Raw genomic sequence first — 25218 nt, 5'->3', positions numbered from 1 at the left:
TCAGAAGATCGACCAGCCGGTCGACGTGGTGAACCGGTCCAATGCGGACACTCCCGCCACGGAGTTTCCGCGCGCGTCCAGACCCGGGCTCCAGACGCAGACCGCGCACCGGCCCGGGACGATCGCGAGGATCCCTCCGCCGACGCCGCTCTTGCCCGGCAGGCCGACCCGGTAGGCGAACTCGCCCGCCGCGTCGTAGGTGCCGCACGTGAGCATCACGGCGTTGATCCGCTTCGCCGCGCTCAGCCCGAGCAGGCGGGTGCCGTTGTTGCGGACGCCGTGGCGGGCCAGGAACACCGCCGAGCGGGCGACGTCCGCGCAGCTCATCGCGATCGAGCACTGGCGGACGTACTGGTCGAGCACCGACGGCACCGGGTGGCGCATGTTGCCGTAGGAGGCCATGAAGTAGGCGAGGGCGCGGTTGCGGTCGGCGTGGCCCGCCTCCGACGCGGCCACCTCGGGGTCGACGGTGATGTCCGCCCGGCCGCTTTCCTCGCGGAGGAACGCGAGCAGCGCGGCCACCGCGTCGCCGTGCTGCGCGAGCTCGTCGGTCACCACCAGCGCGCCGGCGTTGATGAACGGGTTGCGCGGGATGCCGTCCTCGTGTTCCAGCTGCACCAGCGAGTTGAACGGGTCGCCGGACGGCTCGCGGCCGACCCGCGTCCAGACGCCGTCACCCCGGGACAGCACCAGCGCGAGGGTGAACACTTTGGACATGCTCTGCACGGAGAACGGCCGCTCCCAGTCGCCGACGCCGTGCACCGCACCGTCCACTTCGGCCACCGCCATGCCGAACTGCCGCGGCTCGACCCGGGCCAGGGCGGGAATGTAGTCCGCGACGGCGCCGCGGCCGACCTCGGGCGCGACGTCGTCGGCGATCCGGTCCAGCAGCGCCGCGAGATCCACGGCCGTAGCGTAGAAGGCCGTCCGACCGCTTCACGCGGCGGGCCTTGTCAAATCGAAACCGGGCGACACTAGGGGAATTCCTAGAGTGATCTCTCGCACACCTTAAGTCTTCCTTAGTGTGCTTGGTGACCTGCCGCACAACCTCTAGCGTCCCGGAACCATGGATTCCTCGCTGCTCACCGAAAAAGGTGAAAGCTACTCGAAAGCGCTGGGCAACCGCCAAGTGCAGATGATCGCCATCGGCGGCGCGATCGGCGTCGGGCTCTTCCTCGGCGCCGGCGGCAAGCTCCACCAGGTCGGCCCGTCGCTGGTCATCTCCTACGCGATCTGCGGGGTGGCCGCCTACTTCGTGATGCGGGCGCTGGGCGAGCTCGTCCTGCACGAGCCCAGCTCCGGCAGTTTTGTCACCTACGCGCGGAAGTTCATCGGCCCGTGGGCCGGCTTCGCTTCGGGGTGGATGTACTGGGTGAACTGGGCGATGACCGGGATCGCGGAGATCACCGCGGTCGCGATCTACGTCCACAAGTGGCTGCCGGACGTGCCCCAGTGGATCACCGCGCTGGTCGCGCTCGGGGTGCTGCTGGCGGTGAACATGCTGTCGGTGAAGCTGTTCGGCGAGCTCGAGTTCTGGTTCTCGGTGGTCAAGGTGCTGGCCATCGTCGTCTTCCTGGTCACCGCGCTCGGCCTGGTGTTCGCCGGCGCCGACATCGGCGGCACCCCGGCCGGCGTGCACAACCTGACCGACCACAGTGGATTCTTCCCGGCGGGCATCGGGATCGCGCTGATGACGCTGCAGGCGGTCATCTTCGCCTACTCGGCCATCGAGGTCGTCGGCATCGCGGCCGGCGAGACGAAGGACGCCCGCAAGGTGCTGCCGAAGGCGATCAACGGAGTGGTGTGGCGGATCGGCGTGTTCTACGTCGGGTCCGTGCTGATGCTGGCGATGCTGCTGCCCTGGCCGTTCTACAACGGCGACGAGAGCCCGTTCGTCACGGTGTTCTCCCGGCTGGGGATCCCGGGCATCGGTGACGTGATGAACGCGGTGGTGCTCACCGCGGCGCTGTCCAGCGTCAACTCCGGGCTCTACTCCACCGGCCGGATCCTGCGCTCGCTGGCCGACAAGGGCGAGGCGCCGTCGTTCGTCGGCCGGATGAGCAGCCGCCACGTCCCCTACGGCGGCATCATGTTCACCTCGGTCGCCTACCTGCTCGGCGTGGTGCTGAACTACCTGGTGCCGAAGGAGGCGTTCGACATCGCCATCGCGATCGCCTCGCTCGGCGTGATCACCACCTGGGCGACGCTGATCTTCTGCCAGATGCGCCTGCGCCAGGCCGCGCTGCGCGGCGAGCTGGAACGCCCGTCCTACCGGATGCCGTGGGCGCCCTACAGCGGCTGGGCGACACTGGCGTTCCTCGCCCTGGTCGTGGTGCTGATGGGCTTCTCGGACGGGGCGGAGAAGATCGCGTTCTCCTCGATCCCGGTGCTGGCGGTGGTGCTCGCGGTCGGCTGGCGGGTGATCTCGAAGCGCCGCGAACGCACCCCGCTCGGGTAGCGCGCCGGCCGCGGGCGGGCATACTCGACCTCCGAACAGGAGGTGGGCGGTGTCCTCGAGCACGGAACCCCGGCGGGTGACGATCCACGACGTCGCCCGCTCGGCCGGGGTCTCCCGGCAGACGGTGTCGCGCGCGCTGAACGACAAGGCCGAGATCGACGGCTCGACCAAGCAGCGCGTCCTCGACGCCGCCCGCGCGCTCGGGTACCGGCCCAGCCGCTTCGCCCGCGGCCTGGTCCGGCAGGACACCACCACGATCGGGCTGGTCGTGCCCGACCTGCTCAACCCGTTCTTCACCGAGGTCGCCTCCGGCGCGCTGGAGGCGGCCCGGTCCCGCGGCTGGCACGTGGTCGTCTACGACACCGCCGACGACCTCGAGCAGGAGCTCGCCACGCTCCGGGTGATCGGCGCCCAGGTCGACGCGGTGGTCGGCTACTTCAGCCGGTCCGACGAAGACCTCGACCGGCTCACCCCCGGCATCCCGGTGGTGCTGATCGGCCGCGAGCCGCGCACGCCGCGCTTCAGCGGCATCTCGATCGACGGTGAAGACGGCATCCGCGAGGCCGTCGCCCACTTCGTCTCGCGCGGGCACCGGCGGATCGGGATGCTCGACCACGACCGCCGGCCCGAGCCGAGCATCCGGCAGCTCTGGTTCCGGCGCGCGATGGCCGGGCACGGCCTCGCGGTGGAGCCCGGCTGGATCACCCGTGCCGCGCAGACCGTCGACGGCGGGGGCGCGGCCCTGGCCACGTTGCTCGCCGCCCACCCCGACGTCACCGCGGTGTTCGCCTTCAACGACGTGATCGCCATCGGCGCCCTGCGCGAGGCCCGCCGGTTCGGCCTGCGGGTGCCCGCCGACCTCGCGGTGATCGGGTTCGACGGGCTGGCGCTCGGCACCCTGGTCGAGCCGGAGCTCTCCAGCGTCGCGATCGACACCCGCGCGCTCGGCGCGCTGGCCGTCGAGCAGGCGGCCCGGCTGATGACCGGATCCACGCCCCTCGAACCCGGTGAACTGATCGTCCGCGCCGGGCTCCACCTGCGCGAATCCGCCTGATCCCTTGACACCCGGTCGCGCCGTCGAGCACACTCCCAAGCAATCCGTGAACGTTCACGGGAACGTTCACGGGCACCCGCCCGGAGGGTCCCCGATCGTGCCGCTACTCGTCGTCTTCGCCTTCGGCGCCCGCCACTTCGTCCGCAACATCGCCGCCGGTGCCCTCAAGGGCTGAGAGGACTCCATGTCGTACGTCGAAGACCCGGGCCCCGGCCACGGTTCAGTGCCCCCGCGCGCGGCTTTCCCCTCCGACGCGCCGTCGCTGGTGTTGAACGGCGCCTGGCGGTTCCGGCTGTCGCCGAGCCCGGCCGCGGCTCCTCCGGACGTCTTCGAAACCGGGTTCGACGACTCGGCGTGGGACGAGCTGGCCGTGCCGTCACTGTGGCAGCTGCACGGCCACGGCAAGCCCGCCTACACCAACGTGCACTACCCGTTCCCGGTCGACCCGCCGCACGTGCCGTCGGACAACCCGACCGGCGACCACCGGCTGCGGTTCGACCTGCCCGCTTCCTGGCCGCCGGGAGCCGCACTGCTGCGCTTCGACGGGATCGACTCGTGCGGCCGGATCTGGCTCAACGGCACGGAGCTCGGCGTCACCAAGGGCAGCCGGCTGCCGGCCGAGTTCGAGGTCGGCCCGCTGCTGAAGCCGCGGGACAACGTCCTCGTCGTCCGCGTGCACCAGTGGTCGGCCGGCAGTTACCTCGAAGACCAGGACATGTGGTGGCTGTCCGGGATCTTCCGCGCCGTGACCCTGCTCGCCCGGCCGGCCGGCGGCATCGGGGACTACTGGGTCCGCGCGGACTACGACCACACCACCGGACTGGGCACGGTCCGGGTCGAGACCGGCCCGGATGTCGTGCTGGACATCCCTTCGCTGGGCGTCGCCGGGCATCCGGCGGGCACCGCGCTGGAGCTGCCGATCGAGCCGTGGAGCGCGGAGACGCCACGGCTGTACGAAGGCACGCTGTCCACTGTGGCCGAACGGGTCCCGGTGCGGATCGGGTTCCGGACGGTGACGATCGAAGACGGTCAGCTCAAGGTCAACGGGCGGCGGTTGCTCCTGCGCGGCGTGAACCGCCACGAGCACGACCCGCTTTCCGGCCGCGTGGTGTCCCGGGAGACCGCGCTCGCCGACGTCCTGCTCATGAAGCGGCACAACGTCAACGCCGTCCGGACCAGCCACTACCCGCCGGACCCGGCGTTCCTCGAGCTGTGCGACGAGTACGGGCTGTGGGTGATCGACGAGTGCGACCTGGAAACCCACGGGTTCGGGCCGCTGGACTGGGACCGGAACCCCAGCTCCGAGCCGATGTGGACGGAGGCGTACCTCGACCGGATGCGGCGCACGGTGGAGCGTGACAAGAACCGGCCGAGCGTGATCCTCTGGTCGCTCGGCAACGAGAGCCACACCGGTGACAACCTGGCGCGGATGGCGGAGTGGGTGCGCCACCGCGATCCGACCCGGCCGGTGCACTACGAGGGCGACCACGAGTGTTCCTATGTGGACGTCCACAGTCGCATGTACGCGTCGCCCGACGACGTCGAGCGGATCGGGCGTCGCGAAGACGACAACGAGCGGCGCCGGGATCTTCCGTTTGTGCTGTGCGAGTACGCACACGCGATGGGCAATGGACCGGGCGGGCTGCTGGAGTACCGTGAGCTGTTCGAGCGGTACCCGAACTGCCAGGGCGGGTTCGTCTGGGAGTGGATCGACCACGGCCTGTCCTCTTCGGAGGGTTTTGCCTACGGTGGCGACTTCGGGGAACCGATCCACGACGGCAACTTCGTGATCGACGGCCTGGTCTTCCCGGACCGGACGCCGTCCCCGGGGCTGGTCGAATACGCGAAGATCATCGAGCCGGTCCGGATGGCGGCCGACGCGTCCAGCATCCGCGTGTCGAACCACTACGACTTCGTTTCGACCGAGCACTTGACGTTCACCTGGGTCCTCGAGGACGAAGGAATCGACGTCGCCCGAGGCACTCTCGATGTTCCCGCTGTCCTCTCCGGACAGAGCGTCTCGGTGCCGCTGCCTTCGTTGCCTCCTACCGCGAGCGAGTCGTGGCTGACGGTGTCCGCGTCGTTGACCGCGGCGACTTCGTGGGCTCCCGCGGGGCACGTTGTCGGATGGGGTCAGCTGCCGGTGTCGCCCGCGCCCGCCACCCCGGCGTTGCCGCCCCGTGGACCGGTGTTCCGCACGGCCGGGCGGCTGCTCCTCGGCGCAGGCGAGTTCGACGCGGCGACCGGCTTGCTCACCGCACTCGGCGGGCATCCGGTCCAAGGGCCGCGGCTGGACGTCTGGCGCGCGACGACGGACAACGACCGCGGATCGTCACCGGGGCCGTCCGAGGCGTCACGCTGGCTGGAGGCGGGCCTGCACCGGATGCAGCACCGGGTCATCACGGTCGACGCCGACGGTGACGAGCTGGTGGTGCGCACCCGCGTCGCCCCGCCGGCGCAGCCGTTCGGCCTGTTCGCGGACTACACGTGGACGGCGTTCGCCGACCGCCTGCGGCTCCGGGTGGCGGTGACCCCGGACGGCTTCGAGGGATCACTCCCCCGGCTCGGCGTCACGATGTCCGTTCCGGGCGAACTCGGCTCGGCCGAGTGGTTCGGCGGCGGCCCGGGCGAGGCGTACCCGGACAGCCACCAGGCGGCGCGGATCGGCCGGTTCTCGAGCAGCGTCGACGGGCTGCAGACGCCGTACGTCTTCCCGCAGGAGAACGGCAACCGGGCCGACGTCCGCTGGGCGAGTTTCACAACGCCTTCCGGCGCGGGCATCCGCGTGGCGGGCGATCCGGCGTTCGACTTCACGGCCCGGCGGTGGACCGCCGCCCAGCTGGAGGCCGCTCAGCACGCTTCGGATCTGGTGCCCGGCGATCTGATGCATCTGACCTTGGACGTCGCGCAGCACGGACTGGGATCGGCGTCGTGCGGGCCCGGGGTGTTGCCGCAGTACCGGCTCGAGGCGCAGAAGACCGCGTTCACCCTGTGGTTCCGGCCGCTGGGCGGTGGTGTCGCAAATTGAGACCCCCGGGATGCCCCGGATGCGGTGTCGTGGAGGTCCACGCCAGGACAGGAGCGTCCCCGGATGAGCCACTCCACCACGGCGCCGTCGAGCGCGCGGTTGCTGACCACGCCCGGCGCGCTGGGCCTCGGCGACCTCGTCGCGATCTTCGACGACCTCCAGTTCACCCTCAAGTGCTGCGAACGGCTGGTGGCGGAGCTCGCCCACCCACGGCCGGATCCGGTGCTCGTCGAGTCGCTGTGGGTGTCGGCGCTGAACTCGTACGCGCGCTGTTTCCGCCCCGGTGACCGCGGCATGGGGCTGACCGTCGCCGACGTCGAGGCGACGGGGGTGCCGGGCGAGGTCACCGAATGGCACGAGCTGCTCGGCCGGATCCGGGACTTCTCGCTCGACGGGCCGGTCAACCCGCGCGAGACCTACTCGGTCGGCGTCTCCCAGGCCGAGGGCGGCGAGGCCGCAGGCATCGTCATCACGTCGGCCGTGCGGCCGCTGGTGGACGACGTGACGGTCCGCCAGACCGGCCGGCTGGCCTTCGAACTGAGCCGGCTGGTCGACGAGCGGATCAAGGACCACCAGCAGAAGGTGTTCGAGGCGGCTTCGCGGATGACTCCGCAGCAGCTGACGGCGTTGCCCGCGATCGAGGTCGCCGCCGAGCCGTCTCAATAAGTCTCACAAATCGTCTCAATATTCTGCGCCAGGCAGGTGCCGGTAGATCGTGGCGCGGGAGACGCCGAGTGCGGCGGCGATGTCGGCCGGGGTGTGGCCGGCGTCGTAGAGGCGCTGGGCCGCCTCGATCGTCTCCGGGCTCATCACCGTCGGCCGGCCGCGGCGTGCCTTGACCTCGGGTTTTGCGGTGACGAACAGCCGGTCGACGCCGTCGAGGACCGCGGCGCGGAGTTCGCCCGCCGGGGCGTCGGCGAACAGCACCACCGGGTCGCTGAGCATCGCGATCGCCTGCGCCGCCCGGACCTGGCCCGCGAGGTCCGCGTCCGGGCCCGCCACCAGGGTGTTCGCCCGGAGCATGCCGTCGCGGAACCGCTCGAACACTTCGTTGGACGCGGTCAGGCCGAGGTCCCGCAGGTTCATCCGCAGCAGGTACCGGTGGCTCAGCCAGACGTCGAGGAGTCCCTCGATCGCGGCACTCCTCGAATCGGCGGCGTCTTCCGCCTTCGCCATCGCCGCCTCGACGTCGGCCAGCATCGGCTCGGCGAGCGCCGTGACGATGTCCGCCTTGCCCGGGAAGTGGTAGAGCACCGCGGTCTTGGTGACGCCGACCCGTTCGGCCAGTTCGCGCACCGAGGTGGCGTGGTAGCCGCGCGTCGAGAACTCCTCCAGCGCCGCGCGCAGGATCCGGGCGCGGGTGTCGTCCGTCATCTCGCGAGCCTAGCCGGTTGCCTGACCGATGGACAGGAGCGTAGGGTCGACACTGACCGATGGTCAGGACCGAGATGGGGGCACACCATGACCGAGCGAACCGTACTGATCTCCGGCGCCGGGGTCGCCGGGCCGACGCTGGCCTACTGGCTGGCCCGGGCGGGCTTCCGGCCCACCGTCGTCGAGCGCGCCGCCGGGCTGCGGTCGAGCGGCAGCCCGGTCGACGTCCGCGGACCGGCCGCGCGGGTCGCGGACCGGATGGGCATCACCGCGAAATTGCGCGAAGCGAGCACTGATGCCACGTCACTGAAGTTCGTGGACGACGCGGGGCGGCGGACCGGGCGGGTCCCGATGAGCGTGCTCGGGAGCGGCACCGACATCGAACTCCCCCGCACCGACCTCGCGGCGATCCTGCACGAAGCGGCGCGCGACGACGCGGAGATCGTCTTCCACGACTCGATCACCTCGCTCCAGCAGGACGGCGGCGGCGTCGACGTCACGTTCGAGCGAGGTGCACCGCGGCGGTTCGACCTCGTGATCGGCGCGGACGGCCTGCACTCGGCGGTGCGACGGCTGGCGTTCGGGCCGGAGACCGCGTTTGTCGAGCACATGGGCGTCTACATCGCGACGCTCCCCCTGACCGAGCCGCCGGCCGACCGCACCGAGCTGGTCATGTACAACTCGCCTGGCCGTGCGGTGGCGGTGCACCCGTCGCGCGGCCACGGGATCGCGGCGTTCATGTTCCGCGGCGACGCGGTGCCGGGGTTCGACTACCGGGACACCGCGCTGCACAAGCGAATGCTGGCCGAGGCTTACGAAGGCGCCGGCTGGCGCGTACCCGAGCTGCTGGAGCGTGTGCGCGAGGCCGACGACCTGTACTTCGACGCGGTGAGCCGGGTGCGGATGGACAGCTGGCACGCCGGGCGCATCGTCCTGGCCGGAGACGCGGCATCGTCCGTGTCGCTGTTCGGCGACGGTTCGACCTTGGCGATGGCGGGCGCGTACACGCTCGCGACGGAGCTGGAGCGGACTCCGGACGACGCGGCCTCGGCGTTCCGACGGTACGAGGAGACGCACCGAAAACTGGTGGAACCGAAGCAGCGCAACGTATCCACGGCGGCGGCCCTGCTGATCCCAGCCACCCGACGCGGCTTGGCGGCCCGCAACCTCGGCACGCGGCTGGTGCCGCTGGTGAGCGCCGCACGTCGACTGGTCCCGGCCCGCGCCGCCTGACCCGGACACGAGGCGCCGGCCAACGCGGCACCTCGCGCCTGCCCGCGCGGCCCGACTTGGACACGCGACCGGCCACTCCGGCCCGCCTGACCCAGCCCACCCGGGTGCAGCCGCTGGTCACCGCAGCGGGTCGCCTCGCCCCGGCTCACCTCGACCCGCGCCGCGTCCGACCTGCGCAGACGAGCGCCCCAATGTGGCGTTGGGTGCGTTGGACGCACCGAACGCCACATTGAGTGCGTCAGATGCACCCAACGCCACATTGGGGCGTTTGGGCGGGCCGGAGCAGGCGAAGGGGGCGGAGCTTGCGGAGCCCCCGCAGCCGTCGTCAAGCCCGCAGCATCGGCGGGTACAGCAGCTCCGCCTTCCCCCGCCGATACAGCTGCGCCGGGCGGCCACCGTCCCGGGTGGTCGTCCGGCCGGTCGGCTCCAGCAGCCCCTCGGCGCCCGTCACCTTCCGGTGGAAGTTTCGCGGGTCCAGCCGGGTGTCCCACACCAGCTCGTACACCCGCCGCAGCTCGGCGACCGTGAACTCCGGTGGGCAGAATGCCGTCGCCAGCGGGGAATACTCCAGTTTCGCCCGGGCCCGCTCGACGCCGTCGGCCAGGATGCGGTTGTGGTCGAACGCCAGGCGCTCGGCCGACAGCACACGCACCGGAGCCCAACGAGCCTCCGCCGCGTCCGTGCCCGCGCGAGGCGTCGGCAGGTCCGGCGCCAGCGCCAGGTACGCGACCGTCACCACCCGCATCCGCGGGTCCCGGTCCGGCGCGCCGTAGCCTGCCAGCTGTTCGATGTGGACGGTCCCCGGCGCCAGTCCCGTCTCCTCCGCCAGCTCGCGCCGCGCCGCGTCGGACAGGTCCTCGTCCGCGCGGACGAACCCGCCCGGCAGCGCCCACTCGCCCAGGTACGGCGAAACTCCCCGGCGCACCAGCAGCGCGCACAGCTCGTCCCCGGTCAGGGTGAGCACGACCAGATCCACGGTGACGGCGAACGGCGGGTGACCCATGCCACCACCCTACCCGCTAATCGTCAGCTTGACGATTAGGCCGGTCACCACATATCGTCAAGGAGACGATAAGAGGAGAGATCATGGCTGACATCAACCGCCGCTTCGGGTTCCGGCACCTGCGCGGCGCCCCCACCGTGCACATCCGCCACTTCCGCCGCGGCAAGCTCGCGCACGACGGCATCGGGCTGTCGTTCTGGTACCGGCCGCTGACCGCGGTCGTCTCGGAGGTGCCGGTCGACGACCGCGAGCTGCCGCTGCTGTTCCACGCCCGCACGGCCGACTTCCAGGACGTCACCGTCCAGCTCGCCCTCACCTTCCGGATCGAGGACCCGGCCCTGGCCGCGCAGCGGATCGACTTCTCCATCGACCCGGACACCGGGCGCTGGAGAAGCGATCCCCTCGGCCAGATCAGCGGGCTGCTCACCGAGAACGTCCAGCAGTACGCCGTCGAGGTCCTGACCCGCATCGACCTGGCGACCGCGCTGGTCGACGGCGTGAGCGCGGTCCGCGACCGGATCCGCGCCGGGCTGGCCGAGGAGGACACCCGCCTCGCGCAGACCGGCTCGGCCGTTGTCGACGTCCGGGTCGTCGCCATCCGGGCCGAGCCGGAGGTCGAGAAGGCGCTGCAGACGACCGCGCGCGAAAAAGTGCAGCAGGAAGCCGACCGGGCGACCTACGAGCGGCGCGCCATGGCCGTCGAACGCGAGCGCGCGATCAGCGAAAACGAGCTGCAGAGCCAGATCGAGCTGGCCCGCCGTGAGGAGCAGCTGCTCGCCCAGCGCGGCGCGAACGCTCGACGGCAGGCCGAAGAAGCCGCGGCGGCGAACCACATCGAGACCGAAGCGCAGGCGTCGCGCCAGATGCGGTTGACGCAGGTCAAGGCCGACGGCACCCGCGCGCTCGGTGAGGCGGAAGCGGCCGGCGAGGCCGCGCGGCTCGCCGCCTACCGCGATCTGCCCGAAGGTGTGCTCACCGGGCTCGCGCTCAAGGACCTGGCCGGCAACCTGCCCCAGATCGACAGCCTGGTGCTCACGCCCGACCTGCTCGCGCCGCTGCTGACCAAGCTGGGTGTGCGGTCGTGAGCCTCGCCCCGCGCATCGTGGTGGTGCACCGCCGCACCGAGCTCGACGAACTGCTCGCCCGGCACGGCACCCGTGGCCAGGCCGAGTTCTTCCTCCGCACGCGCGGCCGTGACCTCGCCGAGGTGACCGAGGCGGACGCCGCCGTGCGTGCGGCGCTCACCGCGGTTTCGGCGGCGATCCCCCTGGACTGGCGCCGCGGCGAAGTCGAACGCGGCGACCTCGACCGGTTCCTGTTCACCCCGGAGGATGTTGTGGTCGTGGTCGGCCAGGACGGCCTGATCGCCAACGTGGCCAAGTACCTCGACGGCCAGCCGGTGATCGGGATCGCGCCCGGCGCCCCCGGTGTGCTGGTGCGGCACCCGGCGGCCGCGGTGGCCGATCTGGTGCGCGCCACCGGCGACGTCGAGCACCGCACCATGGCCGAGCTCACCGCGGACGACGGACAGCAGCTCCTCGCCCTCAACGAGATCTATCTCGGCCACGCCGGCCACCAGACCGCCCGCTACCGGCTGGGGGTCGGTGGCGGGCGGCCGGAGCGCCAGGCGTCGTCGGGGATCCTGGTCGGCACCGGCACCGGTGCGACCGGCTGGTGCGGCTCGGTGTGGCAGGAACGCCGCAGCACCCTGCGCCTGCCCGCGCCCGGGGAGACGCGGCTGGTCTGGTTCGTGCGGGAGGCGTGGCCGTCACCGACAACCGGGACTTCGTGCACCGAAGGCGAACTGACGTCGGCGCCGCTCACCGTCGAGGTCGAGTCGGACCGCCTGGTCGCGTTCGGCGACGGCCTCGAAACCGACAGTGTCGCCCTCACTCGCGGCCAGACCGCGACGTTCGTCCCGGCTGCGAAGACCGTCCACTTGGTCCGGTGATCGACTGGGACACAATGCGGCAACGTTGTCACACTCACGTCGCCCGCCAGTCAGAATGACGGCCTCGCCGAAGATCGAAGTGCGAAGGTGGCCGGGATGACGTGGGTGGTGTGGGTGCTCGCCGCGGTGGTGGTCGCCGTCGCCGGGTTCGGGGTGGTCGCCGTGCCCCGGTGGCGGGACCGGGACCTGCGCCGCCGGACGGCCTGGTCGGCCGCGCGGGCCGCGATCGAGAGCGCCACCGTGAGCCGGGACGCCGCCGCGGGGCCCCAGCCCGAAGCCGAGCAACTGCTGGCCCGCGCCGAGACCATCGCCGCCGCCCACGGCGGCCCGCGCGCCGCCAAAACCGCCCACGACCACGCCGTCCGTGCCGACGAGCTTTGGCGGGCGGCAGCCCATGGCTAACCGTGTGGACCGGCTCCGGTGGATCCTGCTCACCGCGGCCGTCGCCGTCCTGGTGACCTTCCTCTTGGTGCAGAAGCAGAGCACCAACGTCAGCTACGGCCAGGCTCCCGCCGCGAAGGACCCGATCCCCGAGGGTTCGGCCGGTGAGCTGAGCGGCGCGACCGTCCCATCGGCCGAACAGCTGACGGCGATGGTCAAGGCCTCCCCCGTCGTGCGGCTGCCGGGCGCCATCGCGACCTGGGACGACCGAGCTGTCAAAGCCGCGGCCGGCGGCACCGACCTGCGGATCCTCGTGGCGCCGCCCGGGCTCCCGAAGGAGGCCCGCGACCGGGTGCACGACGTCGAAGACGCGACCGTCCGCGTGGTCGGCACCGAGGTCAGCGGCGGCATCCTGCAGGCCTCGGCCGACCGCGCGAGCGAGTGGATCCGCCAGTTCGCCACCGGCGACGTCACGGAGTCGCTGACCACGTTGATCACCCACCTGAACCACCAGCCGGAGGTGCCGGACCAGCCCGCGCTCGCGCGGCGCGACCCGACCGCCGGTGAACTGGCCGCCGCCACCGCGGAGCTCCGCAGCACCGGCCGGTTCGTCGCTCCGGGCGCGAACCTGAAGGACGCCCCCGCGACGACGGCGGCGTTCCCGGGCGCCCAGCCGCTGTACGTCGCGCTGCCGCAGCAGCCGGTGGGCCAGCCGCTGGTCCACTTCGGACCGGCGTTGGCCCAGGAATTCCCCGGCCGCCCGATCGTGGTGCTGTACGGCTCGTGGGTGGAGTACGACGGTCCGTCGGCCGCCGCGTTCGCCGACGTCGCGACGGCGAGCTTCTACGGCCAGTTCGCCGACCGGCTCAGCGAATACGCCTACCCGCAGCGCAACGTCCTGGGCGCGTGGCTCGACCGGGTCACGGCCATCCGGTACGCCGGGCTGTTCGACCGTCCCCTGCCGTACGTGCCGTTCGACCCGCTCCGGGTGGCGCTGCCCGCGCTGCCGTGGCTGTTCGCCGCCTGCGCGGTCGGGTTCCTCGCCCTTTCCACCCGCCGGGTGCTGCGGCCGGCGCGGATCACCGGGGTCGGTGTGCCCGCGCGGCTGGCCGGGCTGACCGCGCTCGCAGTGGAGGTCTCGAGCCTGACGGACGGCGCGTCGGCCGCGTCGCTCACCCGCGGGATCACGCAGCTGACGGCGGCCCGGGAAGCGTTCGACGAGAAGCTGCCGGACAAGCACGTGCACGGTCTGCTCGACGCGGCCGAGTCCGATTTGGACACGACCGCCGAGCTGCTCGGCCGCACCGACTACCGGCCGGCCGTGTTCCTGCAGGGGAGGCTCGCGTGAAACGGCTCTTCGGCAGCGCATTCGGCGTCGCGGTGCTCGGCTGCCTGGTGCTGGCGGGCTGGGCGGTGTGGTCGGCGGGGGTGTTCGACGGCCCGGTCGCCCGGCAGCTGCGGTCCTCGTCGGTGTACGTCGCACCGGGCGTATCACTCGACCAGACGGCCGCGGAGCGCGTGATCGGCAACCGGCGGCTCACCGTCGCGTTCCTGGAGCCGGGCACGGATCTGAGCGACGCGTGCGACAGCGTGTCCGGCGCGGCCGACGGGACGCTGGCGCTGATGCTGAGCCGCGACGGTGACGACTACGACAAGTACGGCTGCGCCCAGCTGCCGGGCGGCGACAACAAGAACTTCGGCAAGGCGTTCGTCGCGGAGTCGATGATCGGCAACGGCATCGACGCCTTCACCGACCGCCCGGTGGACGCGCTGAAGGTGGCGGTGGTCAACTACGACCTGCTGGTGCGCTCCGGCGCGATCCCTGACGGTGGCCGCACGGTCAGCCCGTCCCTGCCGAGGTACCTGATCGCCGCCGCCTCGGTCGCCGCGGTGCTCCTGGGCTCGGCGGCCCTGTACCTCGCCTCCCGGCGCACCGCACGGACGGCGCTGGCCCGCCAGGAACGACGTGACTCGGAAGCGGACGCGCGGACGGAGTTGTCGGCGGCCGCCGCCGTGCTGGCCCAGGAGATCATCGACCTCGACAAGCGTTACGCGCGCCGGAAGGACAAGACCAAGTTCGCCCGCGGTTACCGGAGTCTCGTGTCGGACTACACGAACCTGCTGCCGGATCTGGATCGTGAGACCCCCGAGCTGCGGGCCCGGGTCGAAAAGCTGCTGACCCGGGCCCGGAAACTGAGCACTCAGGTGCCGTAGCGGGACTTCACGATCGACGGTGTGTCGAGGTTGTGGCCGGCGTCCATGCTCTGCGCGAGCCGGAGGTACTGGCCCTCGGCCCACATCAGCGGGCCCGCGCTGCCGGTCGGCCGGCCCAGCCCGAAGCAGCCGACGTCGGCGCGGTCCCACACCTGCTCGGGAACGAAGTAGCCGTCGTTGGCCGAGTCCGCCATGGACTTGAGGTGGACCGCCGCCGACCGCCCGTTGGCCAGTTCGTACTGGCCGCGCTCCCCCGACAGCACCGGCCACAGCCGCCCGAACCGCTGGCTGCCGCCCGCGGGCCAGCCGTTGCAGGTCGCCGTGCTCTCGCCGTAGTTGTCGTGCGGGTAGCGGTGGAAGTAGACGTCGCCGTTCGGCAGGGTCACCTGCATCGCGGCGTTGCCGTCGGACGCGGCCGCCGTCGGGGCGACGGAGTTCGCGATCGTCGTGTCGTTCGCCGGGCGGATGCCGAGGCGGACCAGGTCGAGGAACCCGAAGTCGGTGACGTCGTGCTCGTAGAAGCAGCCCTCGTCAAAACAGATCGTGCCCGTGTCGTTCGGGTTGCCACTGCGGTCGAGGCGTTCGTAGTAGGTATGCCCGCCCCAGTAGCCGGACGTCGTGACGGTCCAGCCGGCCAGGGAGTTGCGCCAGGAGTCCGCTGTGGACTCCCACGACGTCGCGCTCGCGGTGTCACCGTTGGCCCGCGCGATCGCGCCGGCGGCGATCAGCCCGGCGATCTCGGCGGCCACCGACGACGGCGACTTGCCGTACTGCTCCTCCCAGCGTTCGGTGGTGTCCGGGCCGGTCGCGACGATGTGGTTCGCCGTCGTCTTGACCTTGGCGTACGTCGTGGCGTCGGTGAGGCCGGTCAGCCAGGCGAGCAGGATCGCGTCGGCGTCCTGGTCGAGCTGTTCGCAGCAGCCGAGCTGCTGGGCGCTCGCCCCGGTAACACCGGAAACCGGGCTGTACCGAGGGAAGGAGCCGGCGGGGTAGGTCGTCCCGTCGCCCGCGGTCGGGCTGCCGATCCACTGCGAGTTCCACAGGAACTGGGCCATCCGCTTGGCCTGCGCGGTGTCCCCGGCGGCCAGCAGGCCGGTCGCCTGCTGGTAGAGGTCACGGCCCCAGACGCGGTGGTAACCGTCGTTGAGCTGGTCGCCGTTGGTGAAGTTGCCCCACGGCGTCGCCAGGCCCGCGACACTCGCGCCCGGGTGCTGCTTGTCCTCGGCAGTCTTCAGTGCCATCGCCGCGACGTAGTAGGCGCGACGCCGTTGGGTGTCCCCGGAAACGCTGGCCGGCGCGGGCTTGAGGCTGCCGACGTAGGAGTTCCAGCCACTGCGGTAGTTCCCCGCGACCGTGCTGAAGCCGCTGCTCAGTGAACCGCTTGCATTGGATGTTGCCGCCGCGGCGGTGCTGCCGTAGCCGAGCGCGACGGTGAACGTCGTGTCCGAGCCGACCGGGATCTGTCCACACTGGACGACGTTGCCGGTGCCGGCGATGTTGTCGAACTGGTTGGTCAGGTTCTTGTCGGCGCGCAGGTCGACCAGGCAGTCGCTGGCCGCGCCGCTGTAGCCGTTGTCGTGTGCAGTGAAGCCGGTGGAGACGCGCAGTGCGGAGACGACGGTGGTCGATGTGCCGCCGAAGAGTGTCTCGGTGCCGCTCGCCATCAGGGCGCTGCCGTCCCACCAGGCGTTGTCGTTGGCGCCGCCGCCGGCCATCGACGGGTTGGCCAGCAGGTAGAGCCGGTAGCTGCCGCCGTCGAGGGACTGGAACCGGGTGTTCCTGACCAGCGTCGCGCGGTCCGGGTCGGTGACGTAGTCGGTGGTGATGCGGTACTTGCCGCTCTTGGCCGTGTTGGTGACGGTGTACTGGAGGGCTTTCTCGTCGGGCATCGTCACGACGTGGTTGGTGGCGTCGCGTTCCAGGTCGACGAAGCTGCTGCCGTCGGTGACGACGAACTGCATGTCCTGCATGTTCGGGACGTCGGCGCGGGGGTAGAAGACCTCGGACGTGACTCCGTCGGCGACGGTGAACCAGACCGGGCTGTTTGTGGTGGTCGAGGTGCCGAGGGCGGACTTGTTGCCGGTTGCCCAGGAGGCTCCGCTGCCGCAGCAGTCGGTTGCGGTGCCGCTTGCCAGGGCTGTGCCGGGCAGTGTGGCGGCTAGTAGGACTCCTGCTCCGGCGCAGGCCAGGACTGCTTTCCACCTGATCATCGGGACCCTCCGACGGCGTTGTCGTCAATATGTTGTGGGCGGCAACATATTGGGCCACGTTTTGGTGACAGGCAATGTCCGATCGGACTTTATCGATTCAGCCCTGCTGTGGAGGGTTCTCGCTCTCCGCCACCCCGACGCCTGATTGTGACTACGGCCGACAGCGCCGCGTCAAGGCGGGAAAGATGCCTTGACCCGGTGCCGTCGGCCGTGTTCTGGCTTCGGATCGGGGTTGCGGGGGGTCTGGGTTCCGGTGTCGTTGGGGCGGGCTTGCTACGCGTCGGCGATGCGGTCCAGCCATTCCGCCAGTAGGACACGCTCGGCCTTGGTCAGCGCCGCTACGCCGTCGAGTCCGGCGCGTAGGGCGATCGCCCGGCCTGGCAAGTCGGACTCTTCGGGCTTGGCCGCGCCGGTGAGGATTCGGCTCAACACCGTCTCGCGTGCCGTCTCCGACAACTCCGGATCGCGCTCGCCCTCGGGAGTCGCGATCAATGACAGCACCACGCCCATGCCGGTCGCGTGCACCAGGCGTGCCGCTCGTTCGGCGCTCACACGCAGGCGGCCGGCCTCGGCGACCCGCGTGATGATCGTGCGCAGCATCGCCTCGGCCTCGCGTGCGGCCGGCGAGGTTCGGCCCGGGCGGGCGTCGCCGTACATGAGCACGTAGAACTCCGGGCGGGACAGTCCGAACTCCACGTGGAGGTCCCAGCCGCGCCGGAGGTCCTCCACCGCGTCGCCGGTCGAGCCCAGCGCTCGCTTGCTCGTCAGGTACTCGTCGAACCCGTACGCTGCGACCGCGTCGAGCAGGCCGTCCTTGTCGCCGAAGAGGCGATACAGGGCGGGTGGCTGGACGCCGGCCGCCGCGCTCACCGCGCGGGTCGAGAGGCCGTCGCGGCCCTCGGCCACCAGCAGGGCCGCTGCCGCTTCGAGGATCCGCTCCCGGGTGTCCGCCGCCGTCTTCGTCACCATGGTTCCAATGATAACAAAACTTCGGTAGCACCTGTCAGAGGTGGTCGACGGCGACGCGGTGCGCGAGGCGGCGGAGCAATGGTGCCGCCTCGGCCATGCAACGCGCTGGGTCCGGCTCCAGATCCGTCAGTGCGTACGCGGCCGCGAGTCCCGCCGAAGCCAGCTCTGTAGACGACAGCTGACAGCGTCCGGACACTGCGACGCACGGGATGCCCTTCGAGGCCGCGGCCCGCGCGACGCCGGCCGGGGCTTTGCCGGAGAGCGTCTGCTGGTCGAGGGAACCCTCGCCGGTGATGACCAGCGCGGCTCCGGACAGTGCGTCGTCGAACCCGAGCAGCTCCAGCAAGAGTGTGATGCCGGGCCGCATCCGGGCGCCGAGCACGGCCATTGCGGCGAAGCCCACTCCCCCGGCGGCTCCGGCGCCCGGCCGTTCGGCGAAGTCCGGACCAGCGAGAGACGCCCAGTGCCGCAACGCCGTGTCGAGCACCTCGACGTCGTCGGGGGACGCGCCCTTCTGTGGGCCGTAGACGAACGCGGCTCCGTTCGGGCCGTGGAGCGGGTTGTCCACGTCGCTCGCCAGCTCGATGTCCACTTCGGACAAGTCCAGTGCGGACAGATCCAGCGAAGCGAGCCGGGACAGCGCCGCGCCGCCGGGTGGGAGGTCCCGCCCGGCGGTGTCCAGGAGCCGGGCGCCCAGTGCGGCGAGCATTCCGGCGCCGCCGTCGGTGCAGGCGCTGCCGCCGACGCCGAGGACGATCCGGCGGCATCCCGCGCCCACCGCGGCCGCGATCACGTCGCCGGTGCCTGCGCTGGTCGCGTCGAGCGGCGAAGGCGCGCCGGGCAGGCGGTGCAGTCCGGACGCTTCGGCCAGCTCGACCACCGCCGTCTCGCCGCGGACCGCGTAGGACGCCGTCACCGGCGCCCCGGTCGGGCCGCGCGCCGGGACGCGGATGCGGCGGAACCCGGCGGCGACGGCGGCGTCGACCGTGCCGTCGCCGCCGTCCGCCACCGGCAGGGTCTGGACGTCCAGCCCCGGGTGGGCGTCGGCGAGGCCCTGGGCCACCGCCGACGCCACCTCGGCCGCGGTCAGCGACCCCTTGAACTTGTCCGGTGCGACGAGGACCTTCACACGCTCGCCTTGTACGCCCGCCAGTCGCCGACCTCGGTGATGTCCCGCAACGCGACGTGTGAGGTGTACGGCCGCCGCAGCAGCATCGCGAACGCCGAACTGCCGTCGGCCAGCTCCACCACGCCCAGTTCGAGCTCGTGCGGTTCGGACGGCAGTACCTTGTCCCGCAGGTCGTCCAGCGAGACGTCGTACACCTCGCCGGTCACCGCCGCGCCGCCGTGCGACACCGGGTACAGCGCCGGGCACTGCTCGCCGACGGCGTAGAAGCGGTACTTCGGGGCGGTCTTCGCGCTGGTCACGAACGGCGCGCCGGCCAGCAGGTGGTGCAGGGGCTCGCCACGCATGGCGCCGCCGTTGAAGAACATCAGGGCCACGGGAACTCCTAACGGAAGAGGGCTTCGACGCCGTCGACGGCGAAGTAGACCGCGAACACCATTGCCAGCAGGGAAAGCAGCCAGCCTGCTTCGCGCCACTTGCCACGGCCGATCTTGATCAGCACAAACGCGATCAGGCCGGCGCCGACGCCGTTGGTGATCGAGTAGGTGAACGGGATCAGCGCGGCGGTCAGGAACACCGGGATCGTGTAGTCCGGGTCGTTCCAGGGGATGTTCCGGCACTGCGCGACCATCATGCCGCCGATGACCACCAGCGCGGGTGCGGCGGCCTGCGCCGGGACGACCCCGGCCAACGGCGTGAACAGCAGCGTCCCGGCGAACAGCAGTCCGGTGACGACGCTCGCCAAGCCCGTCCGGGCACCTTCGCCGACACCGGCCGCGGACTCCAGGAACACCGTGTTCGGCGACGAGCCGGTGACCCCGCCCGCGATCGCACCCGCGCCGTCGACCAGCAGGATCCGGCCCATCCGGGGCACCTTGCCGTTCTTCGACAGCCCGGCCTCGTCCGAGACGCTGGTGATCGTGCCCATGGCGTCGAAGAACCCGGACAGCACCAGCGTGAACAGGAACACCGTGGCCGCGAGTGCGCCCGCCGAGGCGAACCCGCCGAAGAGGTCGATGTGGCCGAAGAGCCCGAAGTCCGGTGCCGCAACGACGTGGTCGGGCAGGGCCGGGGCGGTGAGGCCCCAGCCGCCGACCCCGAACCCCTCGTGCAGCACGACGGCGAACACCGTCGCCACGCCGATGCTGATCAGCACCGCGCCCGGGACCTTGCGGGCCATCAGCACGATCATCAGCAGCAGCCCGAAGCAGAACACGACGATCGGCCAGCCGTGCAGGTGGCCGCTCGCCCCGAGGCGCACCGGGACCGTGGTCTGCGCCGCGTCCGGCATCCGGGTCACGAACCCGGCGCTGACCAGCCCGACCAGGGCGATGTAGAGCCCGATCCCCACCGTGATCGCCATCTTGAGCGGCCGCGGGATGGCGTTCATGATCCGCTCGCGGACGCCGCTGACGGCCATCAGCACGATGCAGACGCCTTCCAGCACGACCAGGCCGAACGCCTGCGCCCAGGTCATCGAGGGCGCCATTTGGAACGCGACGATCCCGTTGATGCCGAGGCCGGCGGCCAGCGCGAGGGGCGCGTTGCCGACGACGCCCATGAGGATGGTCATCACCGCGGCGGCGAGCGCGGTCGCCGTGGTCACCTGCGCGGCCGACAGCCGGGCGCCGGTGATGTCGGCGGAGGCGCCGAGGATGAGCGGGTTGAGCAGCACGATGTAGGCCATCGCGACGAACGTCGTGACGCCGCCGCGGACCTCGCGGCCGACCGTGCTCTGCCGCGCCCGCAGCTCGAACAGCCTGTCGAGCAGGGATCGGCGGTGCGGTGGTTCGGGTACTTCGTCGAGTTCGGGCTCGTGGATCTCTACCTGGGTCATGCGTCCTGCCCTTGCCGGTGGGTGTGCTCGGCCAGGCCAAGGCACAGCGCCGTGCCTGGGCGAGCGGGACGTTCGTTTGGGGTTTGCTCCGGTCAGCTGGCCTTGTGGGTCAGTAAGCGGTGAGGTCAGTAGTCGGTGCGGTCGCTCTTGTCGAGCCAGGCCGCGAACGGCGCGAATCCGTCCTTTGCGGACAGTCGCGTGACGGGGACCGTCCAGGTGTCGCGAGGACGGTCGAAGAGCTCGTAGAAGGCGCGGTCGTCGAAGCCGGCCTTGGCCGCGTCGTCGCGGTCGGCGGCGAAGAGGACCTTGTCGACGCGCGCCCACAGCGCCGAGGACAAGCACATCGGGCACGGCTCGCAGCTGGAGACGAGCACACAGCCGTCCAGCTTGAAGGTGCCCAGTTCCTGGCAGGCCGCGCGGATGGCGACAACTTCGGCGTGCGCGGTCGGGTCGAGGTTCGCGGTGACGCGGTTGACGCCGGTGGAGACGATCTCGCCGTCCTTCACGATCAGCGCGCCGAAGGGGCCACCGCCGTTCGCGACGTTCGTCTCCGCGATGCGGACGGCTTCGTCGAGCCATTCGGTCTCGGCGGAAATCGACGTGGTCATCTCAAACTCCTGTGATGTGCTCGGGGCGGATGGGGACGCGCGGCAGCTCGAGGCCGGTGGCCGCGCGGATGGCGTTGGCGATCGCCGGCGTGGCGGAGATCGTGGGCGGCTCGCCGACACCACGGACGCCGTAGGGCGCGTGCGGGTCGGGCCGCTCGAGGACGTCGATGTGCATCGACGGCATGTCGAGGATGGTCGGGATCAGGTAGTCGGTGAACGACGGGTTCCGCACCTTGCCGTCCTGGACCAGGATTTCCTCCATGACGGCGAGGCCGAGGCCCTGCGCCGAGCCGCCCTGGATCTGGGCGACAACGGCGTCCGGGTTCATCGCCTTGCCGACGTCCTGGGCGCAGTCGAGCTGCACCACCTTGACCAGGCCGAGGTCCACGTCGACGTCGACCACCGCGCGATGGGCGGAGAATCCGTACTGGACGTGGGCGTCACCCTGCCCGGTTTCCGGGTCGAGGGGGTAGGTCTTGCGGTGGTGGAACTCGCGGGTCTCCTCGATTGCGGTGTCGCCGAGCAGTTCGGCCACGTCCGCGACGACTTCACCGTCGGCGGCGACGATCTTGCCGCCGGTCAGGGTCGCGCCTTCGACGGCGCGTCCCAGCCGGACCGCGGCCAGGGCGTACACCGCGTCGGCGACCGCGCGGCAGGCGTTGCGGACCGCGCCGCCGGTGACGTAGGTCTGGCGTGACGCCGAGCTGGAGCCCGCGTCGCCGACGCTCGTGTCGGCCGGGTGCACGCTCACCCGCGTCAGGCCCAGTTCGGTGCGGGCGATCTGCTGCTGCAGCGTGACGAGCCCCTGGCCGACCTCGGCCGCCGCGGTGTGGACCATCGCCACCGCCTCGCCGCCGAGCACCTCCAGCCGGACGCGGGCGGTCGAATAGTCGTCGAGGCCTTCGGCGTACGAGATGTTCTTGATCGTGACGCCGTAACCGACACCGCGGACGACACCTTCGCCGTGGGTGGTGTTGGACGCGCCGCCGGGCAGGTCGCGGATGTCGCGTTCGCCGGTGGGCTCAGGTGGCAGCGGCAGGTCACGCAGGCGCTGGACCAGCTCGGCCACCGGTGCCGGGAAGTCGACCACCTGGCCGGTGACCACGGTGGACCCTTCGCTGAGCGCGTTGCGGATCCGCAGTTCGGCCGGGTCCAGGTCCAGGGCGGCCGCGAGCTTGTCCATCTGGGACTCGTAGGCGTAGGTCGGCTGCACCGCGCCCAGGCCGCGCATGGCGCCGCAGGTCGGGTTGTTGGTGTAGACGCCCCAGCCCTCGATGTGGGCGTTCGGCACGTCGTACGGGCCGACGCTGAGTGTGGTGCCGTTGCCGACCACGACCGGGGTCTTGGAGGCATACGCGCCGCCGTCGAAGTACATCTTGGCGCGAACGTAGACGATCTTTCCGTCGCGAGTCGCGCCGTGCTCGTAGTACATCTTCGCCGGGTGGCGGTGCACGTGCCCGAAGAACGACTCCAGCCGGTTGTAGCTCATCTTCACCGGGCGCCCGGTGCGCAGCGCGAGCATGCACGAGTGGATCTGCATGGACAGGTCCTCGCGGCCGCCGAACGCACCGCCGACACCGGAGAGCGTCAGCCGGACCTTCTCCAAGGGGAGCCCGAGGGCCTTCGCCGTCTGCCGCTGGTCGACGTGCAGCCACTGGGTGGCCAGGTAGAGGTCAACCCCGCCGTCTTCGGCCGGGACCGCGAGGCCGGACTCCGGGCCGAGGAACGCCTGGTCCTGCATGCCGATCTCGTAGACGCCGGACACCACGACGTCCGCGGTCGCGGCCGGGTCACCCTTGACGATCCGCTGGTGGCGGACCAGATTCCCGCCCGGGTGCAGCTTCGGCAGGGTGTTGTCGTGCGCCGCGCGCTCGGGGTCGGTGATCGGCTCGAGCACGTCGTACTCGACAACAATCTCCTTGAGCGCCTGCCGGGCGATCTCCGGGTGGTCGGCGGCGAGGATCGCGACCGGCTCACCCTGGTAGCGGACCAGGTCCGCGGCGAGCGCGGGGGTGTCCTGGTACTTGAGGCCGTAGACGTTCTCGCCGGGTACGTCCTCGTGGGTGAGCACCGCGTGCACGCCAGGCTGGGCCAACGCGCGGGAGACGTCGAGGCGGACGATCCGGGCGTGCGGGTGCGGGCTGCGCAGGGTGGCGCCCCACAGCATGTCCTCGTGCCACAGGTCCGAGGAGTAGGCGAACTCGCCGCGGACCTTGAGCGTGCCGTCCGGGCGCAGCGGGCTCTCGCCGATGCCGCCGGCGATCGTGTCCTGCAGTTCCTGCGGGGACCGGGTGGGCGCGCTCATCGGACGGCCTTCTTCGCGGCGGCGTCGCGGACGGCGTCGAGGATCTTCTCGTACCCGGTGCAGCGGCAGAGATTCCCGGCGAGGGCTTCGCGGATCTCGACGTCGCTGGGCTCGGGGACGCGCTCGATCAGGTCGTGCGCGGCGACCAGCAGGCCGGGTGTGCAGAACCCGCACTGGACGGCGCCCTGCTCGACGAACGACTCCTGCACCGGGTCGAGATCGTCGCCGGAAGCGAGCCCTTCGACCGTGACGACGTCGCGGCCCTCGGCCTGCCCGGCCGCGACCAGGCAGGCGCAGGCCGGGACGCCGTCGACGTAGACCGTGCACGAGCCGCATTCGCCCTGCTCACAGGCGTTCTTGGAGCCCGGCAGGCCGAGCCGCTCGCGCAGCACGTAGAGCAGGCTTTCGCCTTCCCAGACGTTGTCCGCCCGGCGCTGTTCGCCGTTGACGGTGACGTTCACGCGCACTTCGCGCTCCCTCCGCAGTATTCGGTCCAGGCCCAGGTCAGCGTCCGCCGCGCCATGACCCCCAGGGCATGGCGCCGGTAGGCCGCGCTGCCGCGGACGTCGTCGATCGGCGACGCGGCTCCCGCGACCAGGTCGCCGAAGCGGCGCTTCACGGAGTCGTTGAGCGCCTTCGGAGCGTCCCAGTCCAGCTCGCCGGCCAGGAACTCTTCGGCTTCGAGGGCCCGGCGGGGGGTCGGCGCGGCCGAGCCGACACCGGTGCCGACGCGCCGCTGCTCGGGGTGCAGCGCCAGCCCGAAGGCGGCGACCGCGATGACCATGGCGTTGCGGGTGCCGATCTTGCTGAACTGCTGCGGCCCGGAGGCCGGTGCCAGCAGCACGGACGTGATCAGCTCGTCAGGCTCCAGGACGTTGCGCTTGACGCCGACGTAGAAGTCCTTCGCGGCGACGATCCGGGTGCCGCGGACCGAAGCGATCTCGACCTCGGCGTCGGCGGCCAGGAGCGCCGGGTGCGAGTCGCCCGCCGGCGAAGCTGCGCCGAGATTGCCCCCTACGGAACCGCGGTTGCGGATCTGCGGGGAACCGACGGTCCGCGAAGCCATCGCGAGGCCGGGCAGCTTCGTGCCCAGCTCGGTGATGATCCGGGTGTAGGGCACGGCCGCGCCGAGCCGGATCCGGCCGCCGTCGGTGCCGTGCTCGTGCAGCTCGGCGACGCGGCCGAGGTCGAGCAGGGCAGCGGGGCGGCGGTGGTCGAAGTTGAGCTCGACCATCACGTCCGTGCCGCCGGCGATCGGGACCGCACCGGGGGTCGCGGCCTTCGCGGCGAGCGCGTCGGCCAGCGTGGCGGGTCGGAGGAATTCCACTGTGGACGTCCTTTCGGGGCTGCTTCGTGAAGAAGTACACACGCTGGGGTGTGGCCGCGACCACGGCAAAACCCCTGAAAGACGGGTGAATTTACGGCCCCGGTTTGTACTTTCCGACAACCGCTTGATCCAACGCGCGG

22 protein-coding genes are annotated in these 25218 nt (G+C 71.2%); 10 read left to right on the top strand and 12 right to left on the bottom strand.

Annotated features, from left to right (window positions below):
- Positions 1 to 906 (bottom strand): glutaminase, encoded by a 906-nt coding sequence (locus ACIA5G_RS38260; protein ID WP_395932376.1) that lies wholly within the window; start codon positions 904 to 906, stop codon positions 1 to 3.
- Positions 907 to 1066: 160 nt separating this feature from the next.
- Here ACIA5G_RS38260 and ACIA5G_RS38255 point away from each other — a divergent pair, with 160 nt between their 5' ends.
- From ACIA5G_RS38255 to ACIA5G_RS38240, 4 genes are all read left to right on the top strand, one after another.
- Positions 1067 to 2458: an amino acid permease gene (locus ACIA5G_RS38255; RefSeq protein WP_395932374.1), complete on the top strand. Its 1392-nt coding sequence runs from the start codon at positions 1067 to 1069 to the stop codon at positions 2456 to 2458.
- A gap of 49 nt (positions 2459 to 2507) precedes the next feature.
- Positions 2508 to 3512 (top strand): LacI family DNA-binding transcriptional regulator, encoded by a 1005-nt coding sequence (locus ACIA5G_RS38250; protein ID WP_395932372.1) that lies wholly within the window; start codon positions 2508 to 2510, stop codon positions 3510 to 3512.
- 184 nt (positions 3513 to 3696) lie between these two features.
- The gene (locus tag ACIA5G_RS38245; RefSeq protein WP_395932370.1) at positions 3697 to 6540 is read left to right on the top strand and encodes a glycoside hydrolase family 2 TIM barrel-domain containing protein; all 2844 of its coding nucleotides are present in this window, start codon (positions 3697 to 3699) and stop codon (positions 6538 to 6540) included.
- A gap of 63 nt (positions 6541 to 6603) precedes the next feature.
- Positions 6604 to 7206: a hypothetical protein gene (locus ACIA5G_RS38240; RefSeq protein ID WP_395932368.1), complete on the top strand. Its 603-nt coding sequence runs from the start codon at positions 6604 to 6606 to the stop codon at positions 7204 to 7206.
- 15 nt (positions 7207 to 7221) lie between these two features.
- Here the strand turns inward: ACIA5G_RS38240 and ACIA5G_RS38235 are convergent, their stop codons facing one another.
- Positions 7222 to 7914 carry a TetR family transcriptional regulator gene (locus ACIA5G_RS38235; RefSeq protein ID WP_395932366.1) on the bottom strand — a complete coding sequence of 231 codons (693 nt, stop codon included), beginning with the start codon at positions 7912 to 7914 and terminating at the stop codon, positions 7222 to 7224.
- Between the two features lie 87 nt (positions 7915 to 8001).
- On the opposite strand from ACIA5G_RS38235, the gene ACIA5G_RS38230 reads away from it, so the two are divergent.
- Positions 8002 to 9147 (top strand): FAD-dependent monooxygenase, encoded by a 1146-nt coding sequence (locus tag ACIA5G_RS38230; protein ID WP_395932364.1) that lies wholly within the window; start codon positions 8002 to 8004, stop codon positions 9145 to 9147.
- A 325-nt stretch (positions 9148 to 9472) separates the two neighbouring features.
- On the opposite strand, the gene ACIA5G_RS38225 is transcribed toward ACIA5G_RS38230, so the two are convergent.
- A complete protein-coding gene (locus ACIA5G_RS38225; protein ID WP_395932362.1) occupies positions 9473 to 10150 on the bottom strand; it encodes an NUDIX hydrolase in 678 nt (225 codons plus the stop codon).
- Positions 10151 to 10233: 83 nt separating this feature from the next.
- Between ACIA5G_RS38225 and ACIA5G_RS38220 the strand changes: the two genes are divergently transcribed.
- The 5 genes from ACIA5G_RS38220 (at position 10234) to ACIA5G_RS38200 (ending at position 14696) form a co-directional block, all read left to right on the top strand.
- The gene (locus tag ACIA5G_RS38220) at positions 10234 to 11235 is read left to right on the top strand and encodes an SPFH domain-containing protein (protein WP_395932360.1); all 1002 of its coding nucleotides are present in this window, start codon (positions 10234 to 10236) and stop codon (positions 11233 to 11235) included.
- A complete protein-coding gene (locus ACIA5G_RS38215; RefSeq protein ID WP_395932358.1) occupies positions 11232 to 12101 on the top strand; it encodes a hypothetical protein in 870 nt (289 codons plus the stop codon). The genes ACIA5G_RS38220 and ACIA5G_RS38215 overlap by 4 nt, the downstream gene beginning before the upstream one ends.
- 96 nt (positions 12102 to 12197) lie before the next feature.
- Complete coding sequence (locus ACIA5G_RS38210; RefSeq protein ID WP_395932356.1) at positions 12198 to 12503, top strand: DUF6403 family protein; 306 nt, start codon at positions 12198 to 12200, stop codon at positions 12501 to 12503.
- Complete coding sequence (locus tag ACIA5G_RS38205; protein WP_395932354.1) at positions 12496 to 13830, top strand: hypothetical protein; 1335 nt, start codon at positions 12496 to 12498, stop codon at positions 13828 to 13830. The genes ACIA5G_RS38210 and ACIA5G_RS38205 overlap by 8 nt, the downstream gene beginning before the upstream one ends.
- Positions 13827 to 14696 carry a hypothetical protein gene (locus ACIA5G_RS38200; RefSeq protein ID WP_395932352.1) on the top strand — a complete coding sequence of 290 codons (870 nt, stop codon included), beginning with the start codon at positions 13827 to 13829 and terminating at the stop codon, positions 14694 to 14696. Before ACIA5G_RS38205 ends, ACIA5G_RS38200 begins: the two co-directional genes overlap by 4 nt.
- Here the strand turns inward: ACIA5G_RS38200 and ACIA5G_RS38195 are convergent.
- From ACIA5G_RS38195 to ACIA5G_RS38155, 9 genes are all read right to left on the bottom strand, one after another.
- Positions 14684 to 16906: a glycoside hydrolase family 15 protein gene (locus ACIA5G_RS38195; RefSeq protein ID WP_395932350.1), complete on the bottom strand. Its 2223-nt coding sequence runs from the start codon at positions 16904 to 16906 to the stop codon at positions 14684 to 14686. The two genes, ACIA5G_RS38200 and ACIA5G_RS38195, sit on opposite strands and share 13 nt — an antisense overlap.
- Before the next feature lie 273 nt (positions 16907 to 17179).
- Entirely contained in the window at positions 17180 to 17875 is a 696-nt protein-coding gene (locus ACIA5G_RS38190) for a TetR/AcrR family transcriptional regulator (RefSeq protein ID WP_395932348.1), read from the bottom strand.
- Between the two features lie 34 nt (positions 17876 to 17909).
- A complete protein-coding gene (locus ACIA5G_RS38185; protein WP_395932346.1) occupies positions 17910 to 19004 on the bottom strand; it encodes a glycerate kinase in 1095 nt (364 codons plus the stop codon).
- Positions 19001 to 19378 (bottom strand): gamma-glutamylcyclotransferase, encoded by a 378-nt coding sequence (locus ACIA5G_RS38180; protein WP_395932343.1) that lies wholly within the window; start codon positions 19376 to 19378, stop codon positions 19001 to 19003. The genes ACIA5G_RS38185 and ACIA5G_RS38180 overlap by 4 nt, the downstream gene beginning before the upstream one ends.
- A gap of 8 nt (positions 19379 to 19386) precedes the next feature.
- A complete protein-coding gene (locus tag ACIA5G_RS38175; RefSeq protein ID WP_395932341.1) occupies positions 19387 to 20838 on the bottom strand; it encodes an NCS2 family permease in 1452 nt (483 codons plus the stop codon).
- 125 nt (positions 20839 to 20963) lie between these two features.
- Positions 20964 to 21446 (bottom strand): nucleoside deaminase, encoded by a 483-nt coding sequence (locus ACIA5G_RS38170; RefSeq protein WP_395932339.1) that lies wholly within the window; start codon positions 21444 to 21446, stop codon positions 20964 to 20966.
- A 1-nt stretch (position 21447) separates the two neighbouring features.
- Positions 21448 to 23751: a xanthine dehydrogenase subunit D gene (pucD, locus tag ACIA5G_RS38165; RefSeq protein WP_395932337.1), complete on the bottom strand. Its 2304-nt coding sequence runs from the start codon at positions 23749 to 23751 to the stop codon at positions 21448 to 21450.
- Positions 23748 to 24218: a (2Fe-2S)-binding protein gene (locus tag ACIA5G_RS38160; protein ID WP_395932335.1), complete on the bottom strand. Its 471-nt coding sequence runs from the start codon at positions 24216 to 24218 to the stop codon at positions 23748 to 23750. The genes pucD and ACIA5G_RS38160 overlap by 4 nt, the downstream gene beginning before the upstream one ends.
- Positions 24209 to 25078, bottom strand: a complete 870-nt coding sequence (locus tag ACIA5G_RS38155; RefSeq protein ID WP_395932333.1) for an FAD binding domain-containing protein — start codon at positions 25076 to 25078, stop codon at positions 24209 to 24211. The genes ACIA5G_RS38160 and ACIA5G_RS38155 overlap by 10 nt, the downstream gene beginning before the upstream one ends.
- Positions 25079 to 25218: the final 140 nt, after the last annotated feature.

It is taken from the genome of Amycolatopsis sp. NPDC051758 (assembly GCF_044453095.1).
Classification (GTDB): Bacteria; Actinomycetota; Actinomycetes; order Mycobacteriales; family Pseudonocardiaceae; genus Amycolatopsis.
Note: the sequence above shows the minus strand (reverse complement) of the source record. Positions and strands in the feature narration are given on the sequence as shown.

Excerpts from the sequence above, each read along its gene's own strand:
- ACIA5G_RS38255 (WP_395932374.1), top strand. The coding sequence starts at position 1,067 with ATGGATTCCTCGCTGCTCACCGAAAAAGGTGAAAGCTACTCGAAAGCG.
- ACIA5G_RS38245 (WP_395932370.1), top strand. The coding sequence starts at position 3,697 with ATGTCGTACGTCGAAGACCCGGGCCCCGGCCACGGTTCAGTGCCCCCG.
- ACIA5G_RS38240 (WP_395932368.1), top strand. The coding sequence starts at position 6,604 with ATGAGCCACTCCACCACGGCGCCGTCGAGCGCGCGGTTGCTGACCACG.
- ACIA5G_RS38235 (WP_395932366.1), bottom strand. The coding sequence starts at position 7,914 with ATGACGGACGACACCCGCGCCCGGATCCTGCGCGCGGCGCTGGAGGAG.
- ACIA5G_RS38230 (WP_395932364.1), top strand. The coding sequence starts at position 8,002 with ATGACCGAGCGAACCGTACTGATCTCCGGCGCCGGGGTCGCCGGGCCG.
- ACIA5G_RS38225 (WP_395932362.1), bottom strand. The coding sequence starts at position 10,150 with ATGGGTCACCCGCCGTTCGCCGTCACCGTGGATCTGGTCGTGCTCACC.
- ACIA5G_RS38220 (WP_395932360.1), top strand. The coding sequence starts at position 10,234 with ATGGCTGACATCAACCGCCGCTTCGGGTTCCGGCACCTGCGCGGCGCC.
- ACIA5G_RS38210 (WP_395932356.1), top strand. The coding sequence starts at position 12,198 with ATGACGTGGGTGGTGTGGGTGCTCGCCGCGGTGGTGGTCGCCGTCGCC.
- ACIA5G_RS38205 (WP_395932354.1), top strand. The coding sequence starts at position 12,496 with ATGGCTAACCGTGTGGACCGGCTCCGGTGGATCCTGCTCACCGCGGCC.
- ACIA5G_RS38195 (WP_395932350.1), bottom strand. The coding sequence starts at position 16,906 with ATGATCAGGTGGAAAGCAGTCCTGGCCTGCGCCGGAGCAGGAGTCCTA.
- ACIA5G_RS38190 (WP_395932348.1), bottom strand. The coding sequence starts at position 17,875 with ATGGTGACGAAGACGGCGGCGGACACCCGGGAGCGGATCCTCGAAGCG.
- ACIA5G_RS38175 (WP_395932341.1), bottom strand. The coding sequence starts at position 20,838 with ATGACCCAGGTAGAGATCCACGAGCCCGAACTCGACGAAGTACCCGAA.
- ACIA5G_RS38170 (WP_395932339.1), bottom strand. The coding sequence starts at position 21,446 with ATGACCACGTCGATTTCCGCCGAGACCGAATGGCTCGACGAAGCCGTC.
- pucD (WP_395932337.1), bottom strand. The coding sequence starts at position 23,751 with ATGAGCGCGCCCACCCGGTCCCCGCAGGAACTGCAGGACACGATCGCC.